The following is an 18,394-nucleotide window of genomic DNA, read 5'->3' on the forward strand; positions in this document are numbered from 1 at the left end:
GCCAGCCCTGCCGACACAAGCGAATTTACCGGCCCCTTTTTGCCCAGAAGCGGGCCGTTCATATAAGCACCGTCGATCAGGAGCACGAGCTGGTCCGCCAGTTCGTCGGGCTTGCGCACACCCATCTTCTTGGCCAGCACGCCGAGGCGCCGCAGCAATTCCGTCTTGTTGCGCATGGCCACCGCGCGGGCGGGATGCTCAGCCGCCGGGAACTCGGTCGCCACATTGAGGAAGGGACAGCCGCGATAGTTGGGCGCGGCGATGTGGCCGGCGATCCAGCGCAGGTGGGCTTTCAGCTCCGCCTCGGCATCGTCCTCTTCTTTGGCTGCAACGCTGTCCCAGTCGCGCCAGTATTCCGCATCCTCGTGTTCCAGGAATGCGACCACGAGGTCATCCTTGGTTGCGAAGTGCCGGTAGAGGCTGGTCTTGGCAACGCCGGAGCGCTCAACCACCAGGTCGACGCCGACGGCGCGGACGCCTTCCCGGTAAAACAGTGTGGCTGCGGTTTCAAGAATGCGTTCACGCACGCTGGGTGCGCGTTCATCAACGACTGAAATGGTGGTGGTACTTTTTTTCATGGCGTTTTTTCCAACTTGTTGACACGCTACAGATCTGTACTGTACATTCATTCGAAAGAGTACAGATCTGTAGCATTTTGCGGCGGACGGCTCCAACCAGGGGATTGCGTGATGACCTCCAATAAAGCAGTGGCCGTGTATGGCGCCTACGGGCACACCGGGCGATTCGTGGTGTCCGAGCTGCGCCGGCGCGGCTGGACACCCGTCCTCTCGGGGCGTGATCCCGCAAAGCTGGAAGCCTTCGCGGCGGAACACCCCGGGCTTGAATCGCGCCCGGCATCGGTCGGCGACCCGGCCTCGCTGGACGCCGCTCTCAAGGGCGCCGCGGCGATCATCAACTGCGCCGGCCCTTTTGCCAGCACCGCCGCGCCGCTGATCGAAGCGGCCTTGCGCGCGCGGATTCCCTACCTCGACGTCGCGGCGGAAGTAGAAGCCAACATCGACACCTTCACGCTGTTCGCGGACCGCGCACGCGAAGCGGGCATGGTGGTGGTGCACGCCATGGCCTTCTTTGGCGGACTGGGTGACCTGCTGGCAACCGCGGCCATGGGCGACTGGACGTCGGCCGACGACATCTCCATCGCCTACGGGCTCAACAGCTGGAAGCCGACCGCCGGAACCCTCGTCGCGGGCCAGGTGTCCAGGCAGCGACGCGACGGCCGCCGCGTCGTCTTCGCGGGCGGAAAGATCGCGTATGTCACGGGAACCGCGCCGGCCGCCGAGTGGACCTTCCCCGCGCCGCTGGGGAAGCAGCCCGTCATCGCGGAATTCACCATGGCCGACACCGTGACGATTTCTCGCCACATCCACACGCCCGAGATCCATTCGTATATGACGGTGGCGGCCGTGAAGGACCTGACCGATCCGGACCACAGTGCACCGGTCGCCAGCGACGACCGCGGCCGCTCGTCGCAAACCTTTGTCGTTGAAGTGCTTGCGCGCCGGGCAGGCGAAGAGCGCCGTGCGATCGCAAAGGGACGGGACATTTATGCCTTCACCGCGCCTTTGGTCGTGGAGGCATTGGCCCGGGTCGTAGCCGGCGAGGTCAGGACAGCGGGCGTCTTGACCGCCGGCGAGGCATTTGACGCGCGGGACTTTCTGGCATCACTGTCTCCTGAACATCTCAGCGTCGAAATACGCTGAGTTTCACGCGCGCGCTTCAAGGCCCCTGGCAAGCGGCTCGCCTCTGCCAGTCGCGTGCGCGCGACAAACACACACACGCACGGCAACGAAACCTTTGTGACTTTCTGTCCGGCGCGACACATCCATCACTGCCGCGCAAGCACGCCTGATACCCCGCAGGCAGGCGATTTGCGCGTCTCATTCACAAGTGCTTACCGAACGATTCGACACGCTTTAAGGGCGCTGTCACGCCTTCCGACGCGTGCATGCGGCTTACGCTGACAAGCACCTCCCCGGTGGCAAAGACACTGGGCTTGTCACACGCAACTACCGCGCGGTCGCGGCGTCCCTATGGATGCTGCGGCCCCTGTCCCAACCAAACCCACTCAAGCGCTGCACCGCAGCCTCCTCTCATGACAGAAAAAACCCCCAGCGTGCTGCTCACCGGCGGCGCCGGCTACATCGGCAGCCATACTTTTGTGGCCCTCGTGGAGGCCGGCTACCAGCCGGTCATCCTCGATGATTTTTCGAACAGCCACCCTGCCGTGCTCGAGCGGCTCGAACAACTCACGGGCCGGCGCGTGCCCTGTGAAAAAGGCAATGTGCTGGACACGGCCTTTGTGGCCGAAGTGCTGCGGCGCCACCGCTGCGTGGCGGCCGTGCACTTCGCCGGCTTCAAGGCCGTGGGTGAAAGCGTGCAACAGCCGCTCATGTACTACCGCAACAACGTCAGCGGCCTTGTGAGCCTGCTGGAGGCGATGGCCGCCACCAGCGTGTGCCGTTCGGTGGTGTTTTCTTCGAGCGCCACGGTGTACGGCGACCCGGCCAGCGTGCCCATTGATGAAGCTTTCCCCTGCGCGCCCGAAAGCCCCTATGCCGAGAGCAAGCTCATGTGCGAAAACATCCTGGCTTCGCTGCGCGCGTCGGACCCGTCATGGCGCACCGGCGTGCTGCGTTATTTCACCCCGGTGGGCGCGCATCCCAGCGGCCTGATCGGCGAAGACCCCAACGGCATCCCCAACAACCTGATGCCTTTTGTGACCCAGGTGGCCGTGGGCAAGCGCGCGCGGCTGCAGGTCTTCGGCAAGGACTACGCGACGCCCGACGGCACCGGCGTGCGCGATTACCTGCACGTGGCCGACCTGGCCGCCGGCCACGTGGCCGCAGTGAAGGCCCTGCTGCAGAACGGTGAGAGCTTTACCGTGAACCTCGGCACCGGCGAGGGCACCAGCGTGCTGGGCGTGGTGCGGGCTTTCGAGCGCGCGAGCGGCCGGCCCGTGCCGTTTGAATTCGCGCCCCGGCGCGCGGGCGACGTGGCGCAGTATTTCGCCGACGTGTCGCTGGCCGGCAGCGTGCTGGGCTGGCGCGCCACGCGCGGCATCGACGACATGTGCCGCGACGCCTGGCACTGGCAGCAACGCAACCCCGACGGCTACCGGACCGCGCCCGCCGGCAGCCCCGCCATGCACGCGCCGGCACCTGCGCGCAATAGTCCGAACGGACCCATCCGGCCGGCGGTCAGTGCCTGATTTTCCTGACGAAAAACCTTTGCCGCATGGGGACAAAACACATCTGCTTTCACCAGCACAAACCAGGCCATGAGCCGTTCGGACTATTGCCGATTGCTGCACTGCACAACACACTTGTCTCTTGCTTTGACAGAGGAGAAATTCATGCCTAAAGCCCTCATAACCACCGCCGTGCTGGCAGCCTGGATGGCTTCAGCGTCGGCCTATTCCGATTCATCCGACCAGCCGCCGCCCATCCCCGCCTCCAGGGCAGGCATGGCCGATAAAACCACGCCCATGAAGCTGCAGGCCGGGGCAGACACGGTCAAGGTCCGCGCGGTCTACAGTCCCAACATCCGTCCCAACCCGCAGCCGGCTTTCACGGCCGATGACGGGGCTGCGGACGCGTCCGGCTGGCGCTCCTACGGCATGCTGCTGGCCACGCTGGTGCTGATGGCCGTGATCGCCGTGCGGCGCTACAAGGCAGGAAGGCCCTGAGCATGAGCGGCCTCGGCCGGCCCGGCGTTGCGGCGGTGAAGTGGAGCGCGGCCTCCACGCTCGCCCGCTTCGCGCTGCAGCTGCTGGCCCAGGTGGTCCTGGCGCGCACGCTGGGGCCGGACATCTTCGGTGTGTTCGCCATCGGCATGGTGGTGCTGACCTTTGCCACCTTCGTCTCGGGCTTCGGCTTCAGCTGGAGCCTGCTGCAGCGTGAAAACCTCAGCGACGAGGACGTGCGTTTCGCCTGGACCTGGCAGCTCATCGTGGGCCTGGCGACCCTGCTGGCCGTGTACCTGCTGGCACCCCTGCTCGCGGTGTATTTCCGCGAGCCGCGCGCGCAGGCCGTCATTGAATGGCTGTCGCTGGCCTGCCTGCTGAGCGCCGCCGCCGCGCCCGCCACCTATTTGCTGCAGCGCGACCTCAACTTCCGCGCGGTCGGCCTGGTGCAGGTCGGCAGCTATGCGGCGGGTTATGTGGCCGTCGGCTTGCCCATGGCGCTGATGGGTCAGGGCGAAGCCTCGCTGGTGGCTGCGTGGCTGGTGCAGTCCGCCGTGCAGTTCGCGGCCAGCTACGCGCTCAAGCCCCACGCCGTCCGACCGCTGCTCTGGTATGCCGGCGCGCGCACGGCCGTCGGCACCGGGCGCACGGTGTTCTTCACCAACATCGTCAACTGGCTGCTCAACAACCTGGACCGCGTGCTGATAGGGCGCCTGCTCAACGCGCAGGCCCTGGGCCTGTACAACGTGGCCTACAACCTGGCCACCATGCCCAACACGCTGCTGCTGGGCGCGCTGCAGCCGGCCTTCCTGGCCGCTGGCGCACGCCTGCAAAACGACCTGCCCCGGCTGGGCCGCGCCTACCTGCAGATGCTGGCCACCATCATCGTGCTGGCGCTGCCGGCCTTCGTCACACTGGCCTTTGTGTCGCGCGACATCGTGAGTGTGCTCTACGGCCCGGCCTGGGCCGACGCGGCCTGGGTGCTGGGCACGCTGTTCCTGTGCATGCCGGCTTACGTCATCTGGGGCCTGTCGACGCCGGTGCTGTGGAACACCGGGCGCAAGCACTATGAGTTCGCGCTGCAGCTGCCGCTGGTTGTTGTCGGCGCGCTGGCCTTCTACCTGCTGGCCGGCCAGGGCATCCATGTGGCCGCCGCCGTGGCGGGCGGGCTGCTGGTGCTGCGCGCGGCCGTTACGGCCATCGCGGCCTTCCGCGCGCTGGGCCTTCGCTGGGCGGCTTTGCTGCCCGACGCGCTGCGCGGCGTGGTGCTGAGCGGGCTCTGTATAGCAGGCGTGCTGGCCGGGCAGCATGCGCTTGCACGGTTTGACATTCCCCTGCTCTCGCTGGCGGCCGGCTCGCTGGCGGCCCTGGTGTTGCCTGCCGCGCTGTTGCTCCTGCGGCCGCAGTTGCTGGGGCGGGAGACCTCCGACATGGTGATCCGATTCATGCCCGGCCTCGCGAAATTCCTGCGCCGCCCCCTCAACCCTTCCTCCGCCCTGCCCGCCGCGCTGGGCGAGCAGCGTCCTTAAAGGCGGCCATGGAACAAACCGTCGTCATCGCAGTCCTCGTCGCCGGCGCCATCCTGGCGGCGCTCACGGCGGCGCTGGGCATGGCGGGCGCGGTCCACGTGACCTCGCGCCGCGCGCAGGGCTATATGCACCTGATCTTCTACGCCATCCTGGTGATGGTGGCCATGGCCAACTTCCTTTCGGGCCGCGACCTGTCGAGCAGCAACATGAAGTTCGACGAAGTGGTGGTGCTGGTGCGCCACCCGCTGGTCTCGCTGGCGCAACCGCTGGCCTCGCTGCTGCTGCTCACGCTGGCCGGCGAGCGCCTGATCACGCACTGGATACGCCGCGACAAGGCCGCGCAGGCGCCGTCCGCGCTGCTGGTGGCCTTCATTCTTTTCTGGGCGGGCACCGTGGCCGCGCCGGCCCTGCTGGGCGCGAACCCCCACGTTTCGCATGACTACGTCTACCCGCTGGTGATAGGCTTCGCGGCCGTGCTGGCCACCGCCACCGAGCGCGACCTGGCCTTCACCGCGACGCGAAACGCCCTGCTGCTGTTCATGGCCGCCGGCCTGCTGCTGATTCCCTTCAAGCCCAGCCTGGTGATGGACGCCTCTTACACCCAGGGCCTGCTGCCCGGCGTGCCGCGCTTTGCGGGCCTGGCCCCGCATGCGGTGTCCATGGGCATGCTGGCGCAACTGGGTTTGCTGTGCCTGCTCGCGCGGCCCTTGCAGCGCGTGTGGCTCAACCGCGCGGCCTGGGCCATGGGCCTGGGAGTGCTGTTCCTCGCGCAGTCCAAAACGGCCTGGATTTCATTCGCGCTGTGCTCGGCCTGCATTCTTGTCGTGCGCCGGGGCCCCGGCTTCATGCGCCGCGTCGGCGACCCGGTGCGGCCCGAATTCGGCATCGTCACCGTGCTGGCCTTCATGGCCGCCGTTGTCGGTATCGCCGCGCTGCTGATGTTCGGCGAGGTCGACGCGCGCCTGAGCAGCTTTTTCGACAGCGCCCAGGGCGCGCAGCTCGCGTCCATGACGGGGCGCGACCAGATCTGGGCCATCGCCTATGACGAGTGGCAGCGCAACCCGGTGTTCGGTTACGGGCCCACCCTGTGGGACGCGAGCTTTCGCGAAGCCATAGGCATGCCCAACGCGACGCATGCGCACAACCAGTTCATGGACACGCTGTCGCGCTCGGGAAGCGTGGGCGCCGCGGCGCTGGTGCTGTATGCGCTGGTGCTGCTGGTGCTGTCCATCCGCTATGCGCGCGCCAGCGGCGGCCTCACGCTGGCGCTGTTTGTGGCGCTGGCGCTGCGCGCGATCAGCGAAGTGCCGCTGCTGCTGTTCGGCTACGGCCCCGAACTGATCGCCCACGTGCTGCTGCTGATGACGCTGGCCGCCGCCGCGCGCGAGGCGCGTGAGCGCAAACGCCGGCCGGTGAACACGCCGCCCGTGCCCCGCGCCGCGCCGGCTTTCGCCCGCGACCCCGCCAACCCGCAAAACCCCCTGGCCGCCGCGCGGCTGCGCCCCTGACACCATGAAATTTTCCATCGTCATTCCGCTGTACAACAAGGCGCCCTACATCAGCGGCACCCTGGACTCGGTGCTGGCGCAAAGCTTGGTCGACTTCGAGGTCATCGTGGTCGATGACGGCTCCACCGACGGCGGCGCCGAACTCGTGGGCTTCATCGCCGACCCGCGCGTGCGCCTGGTGCGCCAGGCCAATGCCGGCGTTTCGGCCGCGCGCAACCACGGCATCGCGCTGGCCCGGGGTGAATGGGTGGCCTTTCTCGATGCCGACGACTGGCATCACCCCCACTACCTCGCGACCTTGCTGTGGGCGCAGGCACGCTGCCCCGAGGCCGACACCGTGGCCACCGACTACCTGCCGGTGCCCGACACCCTGGCCATGTGGCCGCCGCGCTGGCCCGAGATGGCGCCAACGCCCCAGCTTGAAGTCGTCACCGACCTGCCGCGGCGCTGGATGGCCTCGCCCACCTTGTGCACCAGCGCCGTATCGGTCCGCCGCGCGCGGCTGCTGCAAATGCAGCCCTGCTTTCCGCCCGGCGAATCGCATGGCGAGGACCTGGACCTGTGGTTTCGCCTGGCCGAGCAGGCCCCGGTGGCGCTGGCCCATGCGCCGCTGATGGCCTACCGGCTTGCCGTCGACGGCAGCCTCAGCAGCGGGCACGCCGCGCTGGCCATGCCGCCTTTCCTGGAGCGCATGCGGCAGCGCGCGCTGTCGGGCGCCATGCCGCCCGCGCGGCGCGGTTCCGCGCTGTGGCTGGCGGCCCAGTACCAGCTCACGCTGGCGCGGCAGGCCATTGCCGCCGGCAAGCGCCGCGAAGGCTGGGCCTGGCTGCTCAAGGCCCGCCGCGCGGCGCGCGGAAAACGCTGGTGGCTGACGGCCGCCATGGCGCTTTTCATGCCGGGCCCGCTGGTCAGGAACTGGCAGCAGTGGCGCCTGCGCCGCACGCTGCCGGCGGCCAGCCCGGCGGAGGCAGGATAAAAATGCACACCACACTGTTTGACGAAGTACTGGGGCCGCGGCAAGCGGCACCTGCCCTGCTCCCCTGCCGCGTCTCGGTGGTCATCAAGGCGCTCAATGAAGAGAAGCGCATAGAGGCGACCGTGGAAAGCGCCTTGCGCGCGGTCGCCGGCGTGGGCGGCGAAGTGATCCTTGCGGACTCGTACTCCAGCGACCGCACGGTGGAGCTCGCCGGCGCCTACCCGATACGCATCGTGCAGCTGGCCAACCCCGAGGAGCGCTGCTGCGGCGCCGGCCCGCAACTGGGCTACCAGCATTCGCGCGGCGACTTTGTCTACATCCTCGACGGCGACATGCAGATGCGCGACGGTTTCCTGGTGCAGGCCCTGGCCTTCCTGGACGCCCATGCGGACGTGGCCGGCGTGGGCGGCCGCGTGGTCGAGCAGAACACCGAAAGCCTGGAATACATGGCCCGCGGCGAGCGCGCCTCGGCCCACCTGCAGCCCGGCAACGTGGACCGGCTGGACGGCGGCGGCCTGTACCGGCGCAGCGCCATCGAGGCGGCCGGCTATTTTTCCGACCGCAACCTGCACAGCTACGAAGAGTTCGACCTGGCGATACGCCTGCGCGCGCTGGGCTGGCGCCTGTGGCGGCTGCCGCTGGATGCGGCCAACCATTTCGGCCACGATGCGCCGCCCTACCGCCTGCTGGTGCGGCGCTGGCGCACGCGCTATATCTGCGGCCTGGGCGAGCTGGTGCGCGCCGCGGCCGGCCAGCCGCGCCTGCCTCTGGCAATCCAGGGCCTGCGCGAGTTGCGCATTTACCTGGCGGTGCTGGGCTGGTGGGCGGTGCTGGCCAGCACCCTGCTGTGGCCGCTGGCGCCTTCCTGGCGCCTGGCTTGTTTCTGCGCCATCGCCGCCGCCCCCGTGCTGCTGATGACCTGGCGCAAGCGCTCGCTCGCCAAGGCGCTGTATTCCGTGGTGTCCTGGTGCTTCAACGCCGCCGGCCTGCTGCGCGGCCTGCTGCACCGCCAGCGCCCCGCGCGCGAGGCCATCGCCAGCCGCGTGCTCAAGGAGCCTGCCGGCCCCTTCCTCCAGCCGGCGCGGGAGGCAGTGCATTGAAGGGCGCGACGCGGCAATTCACCGGCGTGCAGATCCTGCGCTTTGCCGCGGCCATGCTGGTCGTGGTGATGCACATCACGCAGGCGATCTCGATTCACATCACGGGCACCGGGCCCAGCCACTACTGGGGCGCGGGTTCCGCCGGGGTGGACATCTTTTTTGTGATCAGCGGCTTTGTCATGGCCATGTCGACAGCCTCGCTGCCGGCCGACGGTCCTGCGCGTTCCTCACAACTGGGCGCCGCCTGGGTCTTCATGCGCCGCCGCCTGCTGCGCATCGCGCCGCTCTACTGGTTCTACACCCTGCTCAAGGTGGCCCTGCTGCTGGCCATGCCGGCGCTGGCCGCGCGCTCGTCGGTGGAGCCCGGCCACCTTGCGGCTTCGCTGTTCTTCATTCCCGCGATGAGCCCCTGGGGCCTGGTGCAGCCCACGCTGCCGGTCGGCTGGACGCTGAATTTCGAGATGCTGTTTTATGCGGTGTTCGCCGCCGCCATCGCGCTGGGCGCGCCGCGCACACGTTTTTGCCTGGCGGCCTTCGCCGGGGTGTTCCTGGCCGGCTACTTTTTGCCGGATTCGACGGCACTGAACTTTTATGCGCAGACCATCGTGTTCGAATTCATCCTCGGTGTCTGCATCGCGCACGCGTATCTGCATTTCCGCCGCGCGGCGCCGCTGGCCGGCCTCATCGTGATGGCCGCCGGCGCGCTGTTCATGTTCGCGCCCGACTGGGGCCACACGGCCGACCGCTTCGCCACCTGGGGCTGCGGCGCGGCGCTGGTCGTGCTGGGCGCGGTCTGGCTGGAACCCTGGACCCTGCGCGCGCCGCTGGCTTCGCGCCTGTCCTTCCTGGGCGATGCCTCCTATTCGATTTACCTGTCTCACACCTTTGTGGTGCCGGCCGGCGTGCAGGCGCTCAAGCGCCTGGGCGTGCAGGACAGCCTGGCCATCATCCTGGCCGTGGGCCTGGCCGTGGTCGTCGCGGGTTGCCTGTCTTACGTCTGGCTGGAACGGCCCATGACCGCCTACTTCAAGCGCGTGCTCTTCGGCGCGCCCCGGCTCGCCGGCCCTTTGAACCCCATTCAGGAAAGTACCCACCATGCGAAGTGAATCGCTGCCACGCACCGCCATCCGCGAAAGCGAAAGCCGCTACATCTACATGGCCTGCCCGTGGACGCCCATGGGCGGCGGCATGTTCAAGGTGGCGGACTACCTGATCCAGGCCCAGGCGTCTTCCTCCGCCATCGCCTCGGCCGACGCGGCCGAACTCCGGCCGCTGGACACGCGCGGCGGCGCCAATGCGCTGTATTCGCTGTGGGTGCTGGCGACCGCCTTGGCACGCATCGCACGCGGCAGGTTCAGCGGCCGGCTGGCCGGCGTGCATGTGAACATGGCCGAGCGCCTCAGCCTGTTTCGCAAGGGCGCCGTCATCGCCACCTGCCGCGCGCTGGGCGTGCCCGTGGTGCTGCACCTGCATGCGGCGCAGCTGCACCACTTCTACGGCTTGCTGCCGCGCCCGCTGCAGGCCATGACGCGCTGGGTGTTCTCCTTGCCCGCGAGTGTCGTGGTGCTGGGTTCGGCCGCGCGCAAATTCGTGATTGAAGAACTGGGCGTGGAGCCCGGGCGCGTGGACATCGTCATCAACGGCGTGCCCGAGCCCACCCATGCGCGGCGCGTTGCCGAAGACAGCGGCATGCAGCGCGTGCTCTTCGTGGGCAACCTGTCGGAACGCAAAGGCGTGACCGACCTGCTGCAGGCGCTGGCCCTGCCCGGCCTTGACACGGAGAAGCTGGAGGTGACCCTGGCCGGCGGCGGTGACGTCGAGGCTTATGAAGCCAAGGCACGGGAACTGGGCATCGCCAGCTTTGTGCGTTTTGCCGGCTGGTCGGACCAGCAGCAGGTGGCGCGGCTGATGGCGCGCGCCGACCTGCTGGTCTTGCCGTCTTATGACGAAGGCCTGCCGCTGGTGATCCTGGAAGCGCTGGCCAACGGCGTTGCCGTGGTGTGCAGCCCCGTCGGTGAAATCCCCTCGGTGCTCACCGACGGTGCCAATGCCTGCTTTGTGCAGCCCGGCGATGTCGCCGGCATCGCGGCCGGCTTGCGGCGTGTGTTGCAGGACGCGCAACTGCGCGCCGCGCTGGAGCGCAACGGGCGCTCGCTCTACGAGCAGAAGTTTTCGATCGCGCGCTTCTTCTCCAGTGTGGCCCATATCCACCAGCGCGATTTCGGCGTGGCCGGCAAGCCCTTGCGCGCGCCGGCCGCGCCACAGGACGGCACGGCATGATCCGCGACGCCAGCACCATCCCGAACGGCAGCCGGCTGGAAGCCGACGTCTGCGTTATCGGCGGCGGCCCGGCGGGCATCGCACTGGCACTGTCGCTCAGCGACCAGGGGCATGCCGTGCTGCTGCTCGAATCCGGAAAACTGCAGGCCGACGCGCCCACACAAGACCTCTACGAAGGCGAGGTGGCCGACGAGCAGCTGCACAGCCCGCCCGTCAAATACCGGCAGCGCCGCCTGGGGGGCTCGTCCGCCATCTGGGGCGGGCGCTGCATGCCTTTCGACCCGATTGATTTTGAAACCCGCGCCCACGTTCCGCACAGCGGCTGGCCGATCTCATATGAAGACCTGCTGCCGTATTACCCGCGTGCCAATGCGCTGGCCGAGGCCGGGCGTTTTCTTTATGACGCCGACGAAGCGCTGGCGCCGGGCACCGGCCCGCTGATCGCCGGCTTCGACAGCACGCGTGTGCTCAGCAACGGCCTGGAGCGCTTTTCCTGCCCCACGCATTTCGGCAGCCGCTATGCGAAGCGGCTGGCGCTGGCGCCCACGCTCGAAGTATTGCTGGGCGCCAACTGCACCGCGCTGCGGCTGCAGCCCGACGGCCGGGCCGTGCGCGAGATCGACGTGCGCACATTGGCGGGTACGCAGTTCACCGTTGCCGCGCGCCACACGGTGCTGGCCACGGGCGGGCTGGAGACCGCGCGCCTGCTGCTGGCCTCGCGCGACGTCGCGCCGCAAGGCGTGGGCAATGCCCATGACGTGGTCGGCCGCTATTACATGTGCCACATCGCCGGCAATGTCGGCATGCTGACGGTGCACGGCCCCACACGCAACGTGCGCCACGGTTATGAAATCTCGCCCGAAGGCATTTACTGCCGGCGCCGCCTTTCGGTCGCGGCCGCCGAGCAAAAACGCCTGGGCCTGGCCAACGCGGTGGCGCGCCTGCACTTTCCGCGCATCACCGACCCGGCGCACCGCAGCGGCGTGCTGTCGGGCCTCTTCCTCGCCCGCAAGATGATCAGCTACGAATACAGCAAGCGGCTCAAGGACGGCGCGCCGCCCTCGGCCGGCGTGTATGCACGCCACCTGCTCAACGTCGTCGCCGACCCGCTGGACACCACCGCCTTCCTGGCGCACTGGCTCACCAGGCGCACCCTGGCGGACCGGAAATTCCCCTCGGTGATCCTGCGCAACCGCAGCAACCGCTTCAGCCTCGAAGTGCACGGCGAGCAGATTCCCCAGCCGCACAGCCGGGTCACGCTGGCCGATGGCGTCGATGCGCTGGGCATGCAGCGCCTGAAGGTGGACTGGCGCTACAGCCGCGCCGACATCGATTCCGTGGGCGCCAGCCTGGACGTGATGGCCGAAGAATTCGCGCGCAGCGGCAAGGCCCGCTTCGACTACAACCGCCACACGCTGGAAGAAGACCTGATGCGCTTCGGCGCCTACGGCGGCCACCACATCGGCACGGCGCGCATGGGCATTGACCCGCGCAGCAGCGTGGTCGACGCCGATTGCCGCGTGCATTCGGTGCGCAACCTGTTCGTGGCCGGCAGCGCGGTGTTCCCGACCTCCAGCCAGGCCAACCCCACGCTGACGCTGGTCGCCATGTCGCTACGGCTCGGCGACCATCTGTCGCGGCAGCTGCGCGCGGAACGCTCGCCGCTGCAGATGAAGGAGGCCGCATGAAGATTCTGGTATTGGGCGCTTCCGGCCACATAGGCGCGCGCCTGCTGGAAATGCTGCGGGCCGCGCCCTGGGCCGAGGCCACGGGCGCGTCGCGGCGCATGAGAAACGACACCCACTGGCTGGAGATCGACAGCCGCGACCCGCGCGAGCTGGCGCAGGCCCTGAAAGGCTTTGACGCCGTGGTGAACTGCGTGGCGGGCGGCGCGGCCTCGATTGCCGGCGGCGCGCGCGCGCTGGTGCAGGCCGCGCTGCAAACCGACTGCCGGCGCATCGTGCACCTGAGCACCATGTCGGTCTACGGCGGAGCCGAAGGCAGCGTCCGCGAAGACGCGCCGCTGGGCCCCAACCTGGGCTGGTACGGCAAGGCCAAATGCGAAGCCGAGGCCGCCATGCGCGACTTCGTGCAGCACGGGGGCGAAGCGGTATTGCTGCGGCCCGGCTGCGTCTTCGGCCCCGGCAGCCAGCTGTGGGTGGGACGCATAGGCCGCTGGCTGCGCGCCGGGCGGCTGGGCGACCTGGGCATCGCCGGCGACGGCTGGGCCAACCTGGTCCACGTCGACGACGTCTGCCAGGCCCTGCTGCTGGCGCTACAGCTGCCCCTGGCGGCTGGCGACATGCCGGTCTTCAACCTGGCGGCGCCCGACAGCCCGCGCTGGAACGACTACTTCGTGGACTTGGCCCTGGAAATCAAGGCCACGCCCGTGCGCCGCATCAGCCGCCGCCAGCTCCAGCTCGATGCCTGGCTCTGCGGGCCGCCGCTCAAAGCGGCCGAGCGCGCATTGAAGTTGCTGGGCCATCACAGCATCAAGCTGCCTGACGCACTGCCGCCCGGCCTGCTGGGCCTGTGGTCGCAGCACATACACCTCGACGTACAGGCCGCCACCGGCCAGCTCGGTGTGCGGTGGACACCCTACACCGACGCAATGCGCGACTCCGCCTTGTGGTTCAACGCGCCCGCCGCCGCCGGCCAACCTGCCCTGGAAAAAATGATATGCACGCCCTGAAAGCCGACACCCATAGAAAGTACGGGCAGTCCGATGCCCAGCTCACGCTCAAAGCCGCCCTGCTGGACCCGGCATTCCGCGTGCTCGCCGTGATGCGCCTGTGCCAGGCCGCGGACAGGCTTCCGGACAGCTGGCGCTGGCTGGCCGTACTGCCCGCGCGGCTGCTCTACCGCATGGTCAGCCAGATGGCCGGCATCGAAATTCCCTGGCGCACCGCGATAGGCCCGGGGCTGGCGCTCACGCACGGCCGCGGCATCGTCGTCAATGCCGGCGCCCGCATAGGCAGCAACGTCACGCTGTTCCACGGCGTCACCCTGGGCCAGCGCGACCACATCGACGCGCAAGGTCGCAGGCACAGCCTGTACCCGGTGATCGAAGACGAAGTCTGGGTGGGCCCGCACGCCATCATCGTGGGCGGCGTCACCGTCGGCAGGGGCAGCCGCATCGCCGGCGGCGCCTATGTGTTTGAGGATGTGCCGCCGTATTGCGTGGTGCTGGGCAATCCCGGGCAGATCGTCAGGCGGGACTGCACGCCGGATGTGGACAACCGCTACGACGCGGAAGAAATGCCCGTGCCTCAAGCCAGTCACCCGGCAACAGCTGCGGATGCCGGCATCAATGCCGGTTAATGCCCCTTTTTTTCGCCAACAACAGCCAGAACACTCAGGCGTTTACATCGAAGCGTCGCGCCCGAAACTCGCGGCAGCAAACCGAAAATCATCCAACCTTCACCACTTGTACCGCATGCCGCCGTAGATGCTGCGTCCGCTCCCCGGATTGAACAAGGCCGATGCGGCATTGGCGGTTTCGACCACCACGGTGCTGGAGATATAGCGCTTGTTGAGCAGGTTGCGTGCTTCGAGGTAGCCGGACCACCCCGCGCGCGGGTTGTCGTAGCCGATCCTGAAATTCAACAGCCTGTAGGGATCTATCGTTACCTGATTGGCGTTATCGGCGAAGTAGGCTTTTGGCATCCATTCGACGTTCGGACCCGCGTAGAAACCGCCCGGATGTTTATAGAGCACTTCGGCGCGAATATTGTGCGGCGCGACACCGGGAAGGCGATTGTTGCCGTAGCGAGCGTCGCCATCAAAGAAAAAATCGTTGTAGGTGTAGGTAGCGTTAAACCAGAACCGGTCTCCTTTATCGAGGACCGACTTGAGAAACGCAAGGCCAAAACCCGCTTCGATTCCCTGGTGCACGGTTCGGTCGGCATTCCTCACCGTGCATGAACCCGGTGTGGCAGGGCTCGTCAGGCATTGCAGTTCCTTCCCGATATCCGCGCGGTAGAGGGAGACGTCCCAGGTAAGGTCCTCACGCTTGCCGCGCGTGCCGATTTCATAGGTAGTCGCGGTTTGGGCGTCAACGGCCGAACTCGCCGTCGACCCGAACGAATTCGCGTCAAAGGTGGGCGCCTCGGCACTGCGCGAAATGTTGCCAAATACCTGCCACGCGGGATCGACATCCCACAACACGCCAACCTTCGGGCTGAAGTTGTCGTAGGTACGGCCGCCGGACTGGTCTCCATTGGACAGGAAGCGGTCCTGGCGTTCGCGAACCGCATGCTGGAACTGCCCGCCGGCAACGAGCGCGACGTCCGGACGGATGAAGAAGGAGTTCTCCAGATATGCCGAGATGTTCTCCGACTTGTCGATGTTGGACGCGACCAGCGCGCCCTTGACGGCGCCTGGCAGATTGACAAACTGCTCGTTGTCGATCGAGCCGTTGTGCACATTGACCCCCGCGATCAGGCGATTGCGAAAGCCGCCTATGGAGCGGTCATCAGTGGCTCGCGCGAAACCGCCGTAATCATTGACGCGGTAGTCCAGCCACTGGTAGATGGGGTGCATTACATGGCGCTGCGCGCCGAAGATGCCGAAGTCCACCGTGGTAGGACCGAAGCGCAGCGTGGTTTTGTTGGCAACACGCATCGAATCGATGTTGCGCTGCTGATCGACCAGGACGAAATAGGCGTCCGCATCCTTCGGTGAGTTCAACGCCGCAGTCTTGGTTACCTCGCCGGGCAGGCGAGAGCGCCATGTGTTCGCATTCACGTAAAAGCGCGTTTCGGCATCCGGCGAGAATTGATAACCGATGTTGCCGCTCAGACGCTCCTGATGGCCATTGCTGTGGTCGCGGAATCCGTCGAACCGCTCCGCGGAAGCGGTGATGAAGTAGTCCACGGGGCCATCGGCCGCGCCGGTGCTTGCCTGCGCCCTGCGATAACCGAAGCTGCCCACATCAACACGCCCGTCGAACCGTGACGCATCCCGGCCGGTCGGCGTGACGAAGTTGATTGCTCCGCCCAGCGCGTTGGCACCGTAGCGCAGCGCGTTGGCGCCCTTGAAAACCTCGACATAGCGGTAGGCGGTCGGATCGATCTCGAAGAGGTCAAACAAACCGTCGGAGGTGTTGATCGGGATGCCGTCCATGTACATATTGATGCCGCGATTGCCGTAGGCACGAGACAACCCGGAGCCCCGGATCGACAGGCGCGCGTCCGGACCCCACCTGGACTGCGTGACCACGCCGGGCACCGAAGCGAGGACGTCCTTGATCGTCTGTGCGGGGCCGTTCTTGAAGTCGGTGTCAGGAACGACTTCGACGCCGCCCGGCGTGCGCCGGATGTCGGCAGTTGCCTTCTCCGTGTAGGGCACGGTCAGTGCACCCGTGTCACGACTTTCGGTAACGGTCACAAGTGGCAAGGTGGACTGGGCATTCGCTATCTCCGGTGCGGATAGCGCGATGAAGATCAGGGCCGCGGAGGCGGTAGACAGGTTTTTCATGGAATTTTTCTTGAGTAAATTATTGTTCGCGCTATTTCAAAGGCCGAAGCGTTCATGCCAGCGCCGCGGCACAGCCGCATCGACAAGCAGCGCCACAAGCATCGACGCGCCAAGCAACGGGTAGAGCAGGCCAAGCAATACGGCGGCCGCGACCGCGCCGATCGCAGCCCGGTCACCAGCCCGGCGCGGCGGCGCAGCCAGGCGCCCTCGCGGTCGGCGCTTCCACCACATCACGGCAGAGGACACGGCCAGGGCGATGATGGCGAGGCAGCCGGCCAGCATCACGAGCTGGTTGACCCAACCAAACTGCACGCCGGTGTGGATGTTGATGCCCCATTCGACCAGGCGCCCCGCTATGCCGTAGTTCGCGTATCCCACATCGGCGAGCACCGCGCCCGAATACCGGTCGAGGTGAACGACACGCTGGGCCCTGACGTCGTCTGGAAAAAGCATCGCGGTGTAGGCCCCGCGCGGACCAACGGGCAGGCTTACCGGTGTTCCCGCAGGCAGGCCCAGCCGGGCGAAGGTGAGCAAGGCTTCATTCAGTCCGATAGAGGGCGAAGTGCCCCCGGCTGCTGGCGCCGAGGGCGCTCCGGCGTCATGGCCCGCATGGCCCGCATGTTCCGCGTGTTCCGCGTGGAGCGTCGACTGCGGAAGCTGCGCTTGGCTGAGTGTCCATGGCACGCTGCCAAGGTTCGCCATCGGAGGCAAGGACTGCGGCTTCCCCCACAGGTATTCAGGCAAACCGATGCCCCATCCGTTGGTAATGCGGCCAAACTGTTGGCCCCAGAAAGCCGACCAAGGCATGCCTGTGACGGCAAGAAAAAGAATGACGACGGCCGCGATGGCGCCGGTGACGGCGTGCAGGTCACGCCACCAGGTGCGCTGCGCGGGGCGCCCGCGCAAGCTGTAAACCCCACCTGAACGCCCGCGCGGCCACCACAGGAAGACGCCGGACACAACCAGCACGATCGCCCAGCCGGCCACCACCTCGATCCAGTAGTTTGCGACCGTACCGGCGATGGCAAGCGAATGGATACGCTTGACGACTTCCGTCAACCTGAAGTCGTCGCGCAGGCGGCCCAGTACGCTGCCGCTCGCAGGATCCAGGTACACCGCCACAGTACCCCCGGCCGTCCGGATGCCCACTTCTGCGGTGCGGCCGGGCCGTGCGGATGCAACAAAGCGGACGGCCTCGCCGGGTTCAGCCGCTGTTGCCCTGGCGACCAGCGACTCGGCGTCCAGCGCCGGTTCCGGCGTTTGCCCGGTGAAGCGCAATTGTGCGTACACGAGCGATTCAATCGGCTCTTTGAACAGATAGAGCGCACCGGTCAGCGCCATCATCGCGAGAAATGGCAGGCAGATGAGACCGGCGTAGAAATGCCAGCGCCAGACACGGCGGTACAACGCCGACTCGGAGTTGGCGGGGGTCGTTTGGGAGTTCAAAACAAGTCCTTCAGATCGTGGGGGCGGACAGTCGCGATCAAGACAATCGGGCGTGAGATAGCAGCCGAGGCATACAGCAGCCCGGTCTGCATCACGGCAGACTTCCGGCACTGCTTACAAACCCTGGGAGCATCCCCTCCCAAACCCATGGCGTTGGCAGGTGGAATGACTTCCACCAGAGTCAAGATTGCGGCGAGGCATGCAGCCAAGACAGCCATGGCACCCGACATGGGTGACAAGGCGAGCTTTACTTCTTCCCAGTAAATGGCATCGGTCATAGGTCCGGGCCTGCGTGTCTGCCGTCGACGACGACTCCAGAATTCTGGACTGGCCTGATGGCGGAATCGGGCGGCGTTGCTGCCGGCGCTTCAACT

Annotated in this window: 16 protein-coding genes; 12 read left to right on the forward strand and 4 right to left on the reverse strand. The window is 67.0% G+C overall.

Annotation, left to right across the window (positions count from 1 at the left end):
* Positions 1–578: TetR/AcrR family transcriptional regulator (locus tag ACLV74_RS21800; protein WP_411881514.1), on the reverse strand; the 578-nt coding region annotated here is incomplete at its 3' end.
* Positions 579–689: 111 nt separating this feature from the next.
* Between ACLV74_RS21800 and ACLV74_RS21805 the strand changes: the two genes are divergently transcribed.
* The 12 genes from ACLV74_RS21805 (at position 690) to ACLV74_RS21860 (ending at position 14,417) form a co-directional block, all read left to right on the forward strand.
* Entirely contained in the window at positions 690–1,721 is a 1,032-nt protein-coding gene (locus ACLV74_RS21805; RefSeq protein WP_411881515.1) for a saccharopine dehydrogenase family protein, read from the forward strand.
* Positions 1,722–2,113: 392 nt separating this feature from the next.
* A complete protein-coding gene (gene galE / locus ACLV74_RS21810) occupies positions 2,114–3,229 on the forward strand; it encodes a UDP-glucose 4-epimerase GalE (protein ID WP_411881516.1) in 1,116 nt (371 codons plus the stop codon).
* Positions 3,230–3,373: 144 nt separating this feature from the next.
* Entirely contained in the window at positions 3,374–3,706 is a 333-nt protein-coding gene (locus ACLV74_RS21815; protein WP_411881517.1) for a hypothetical protein, read from the forward strand.
* A 2-nt stretch (positions 3,707–3,708) separates the two neighbouring features.
* Complete coding sequence (locus tag ACLV74_RS21820; protein WP_411881518.1) at positions 3,709–5,232, forward strand: lipopolysaccharide biosynthesis protein; 1,524 nt, start codon at positions 3,709–3,711, stop codon at positions 5,230–5,232.
* An 8-nt stretch (positions 5,233–5,240) separates the two neighbouring features.
* Positions 5,241–6,740 (forward strand): O-antigen ligase family protein, encoded by a 1,500-nt coding sequence (locus tag ACLV74_RS21825; protein ID WP_411881519.1) that lies wholly within the window; start codon positions 5,241–5,243, stop codon positions 6,738–6,740.
* Positions 6,741–6,744: 4 nt separating this feature from the next.
* Positions 6,745–7,716 (forward strand): glycosyltransferase family 2 protein, encoded by a 972-nt coding sequence (locus tag ACLV74_RS21830; RefSeq protein ID WP_411881520.1) that lies wholly within the window; start codon positions 6,745–6,747, stop codon positions 7,714–7,716.
* 2 nt (positions 7,717–7,718) lie between these two features.
* Positions 7,719–8,816, forward strand: a complete 1,098-nt coding sequence (locus ACLV74_RS21835) for a glycosyltransferase family 2 protein (RefSeq protein WP_411881521.1) — start codon at positions 7,719–7,721, stop codon at positions 8,814–8,816.
* On the forward strand, positions 8,813–9,922 hold the full coding sequence (locus tag ACLV74_RS21840; protein ID WP_411881522.1) for an acyltransferase family protein: 1,110 nt from the start codon (positions 8,813–8,815) through the stop codon (positions 9,920–9,922). The genes ACLV74_RS21835 and ACLV74_RS21840 overlap by 4 nt, the downstream gene beginning before the upstream one ends.
* Positions 9,912–11,096, forward strand: a complete 1,185-nt coding sequence (locus ACLV74_RS21845) for a glycosyltransferase family 4 protein (RefSeq protein WP_411881523.1) — start codon at positions 9,912–9,914, stop codon at positions 11,094–11,096. The genes ACLV74_RS21840 and ACLV74_RS21845 overlap by 11 nt, the downstream gene beginning before the upstream one ends.
* Positions 11,093–12,784 (forward strand): FAD-dependent oxidoreductase, encoded by a 1,692-nt coding sequence (locus ACLV74_RS21850; RefSeq protein WP_411881524.1) that lies wholly within the window; start codon positions 11,093–11,095, stop codon positions 12,782–12,784. The genes ACLV74_RS21845 and ACLV74_RS21850 overlap by 4 nt, the downstream gene beginning before the upstream one ends.
* On the forward strand, positions 12,781–13,788 hold the full coding sequence (locus tag ACLV74_RS21855) for an NAD-dependent epimerase/dehydratase family protein (protein WP_411881525.1): 1,008 nt from the start codon (positions 12,781–12,783) through the stop codon (positions 13,786–13,788). The genes ACLV74_RS21850 and ACLV74_RS21855 overlap by 4 nt, the downstream gene beginning before the upstream one ends.
* A complete protein-coding gene (locus tag ACLV74_RS21860; protein ID WP_411881526.1) occupies positions 13,776–14,417 on the forward strand; it encodes a serine O-acetyltransferase in 642 nt (213 codons plus the stop codon). The genes ACLV74_RS21855 and ACLV74_RS21860 overlap by 13 nt, the downstream gene beginning before the upstream one ends.
* 99 nt (positions 14,418–14,516) lie before the next feature.
* Here ACLV74_RS21860 and ACLV74_RS21865 read toward each other — a convergent pair whose 3' ends face one another.
* The 3 genes from ACLV74_RS21865 to ACLV74_RS21875 are packed head-to-tail and all read right to left on the reverse strand — an operon-like array spanning position 14,517 to position 18,298.
* Positions 14,517–16,574, reverse strand: a complete 2,058-nt coding sequence (locus ACLV74_RS21865; RefSeq protein ID WP_411881527.1) for a TonB-dependent receptor family protein — start codon at positions 16,572–16,574, stop codon at positions 14,517–14,519.
* A gap of 36 nt (positions 16,575–16,610) precedes the next feature.
* Positions 16,611–18,020, reverse strand: a complete 1,410-nt coding sequence (locus ACLV74_RS21870; RefSeq protein ID WP_411881528.1) for a PepSY-associated TM helix domain-containing protein — start codon at positions 18,018–18,020, stop codon at positions 16,611–16,613.
* Entirely contained in the window at positions 18,017–18,298 is a 282-nt protein-coding gene (locus tag ACLV74_RS21875) for a hypothetical protein (protein ID WP_411881529.1), read from the reverse strand. Before ACLV74_RS21875 ends, ACLV74_RS21870 begins: the two co-directional genes overlap by 4 nt.
* Positions 18,299–18,394 lie beyond the last annotated feature (96 nt).

The organism is Polaromonas sp. YR568, from assembly GCF_943369415.1.
GTDB lineage: Bacteria > Pseudomonadota > Gammaproteobacteria > Burkholderiales > Burkholderiaceae_C > Polaromonas.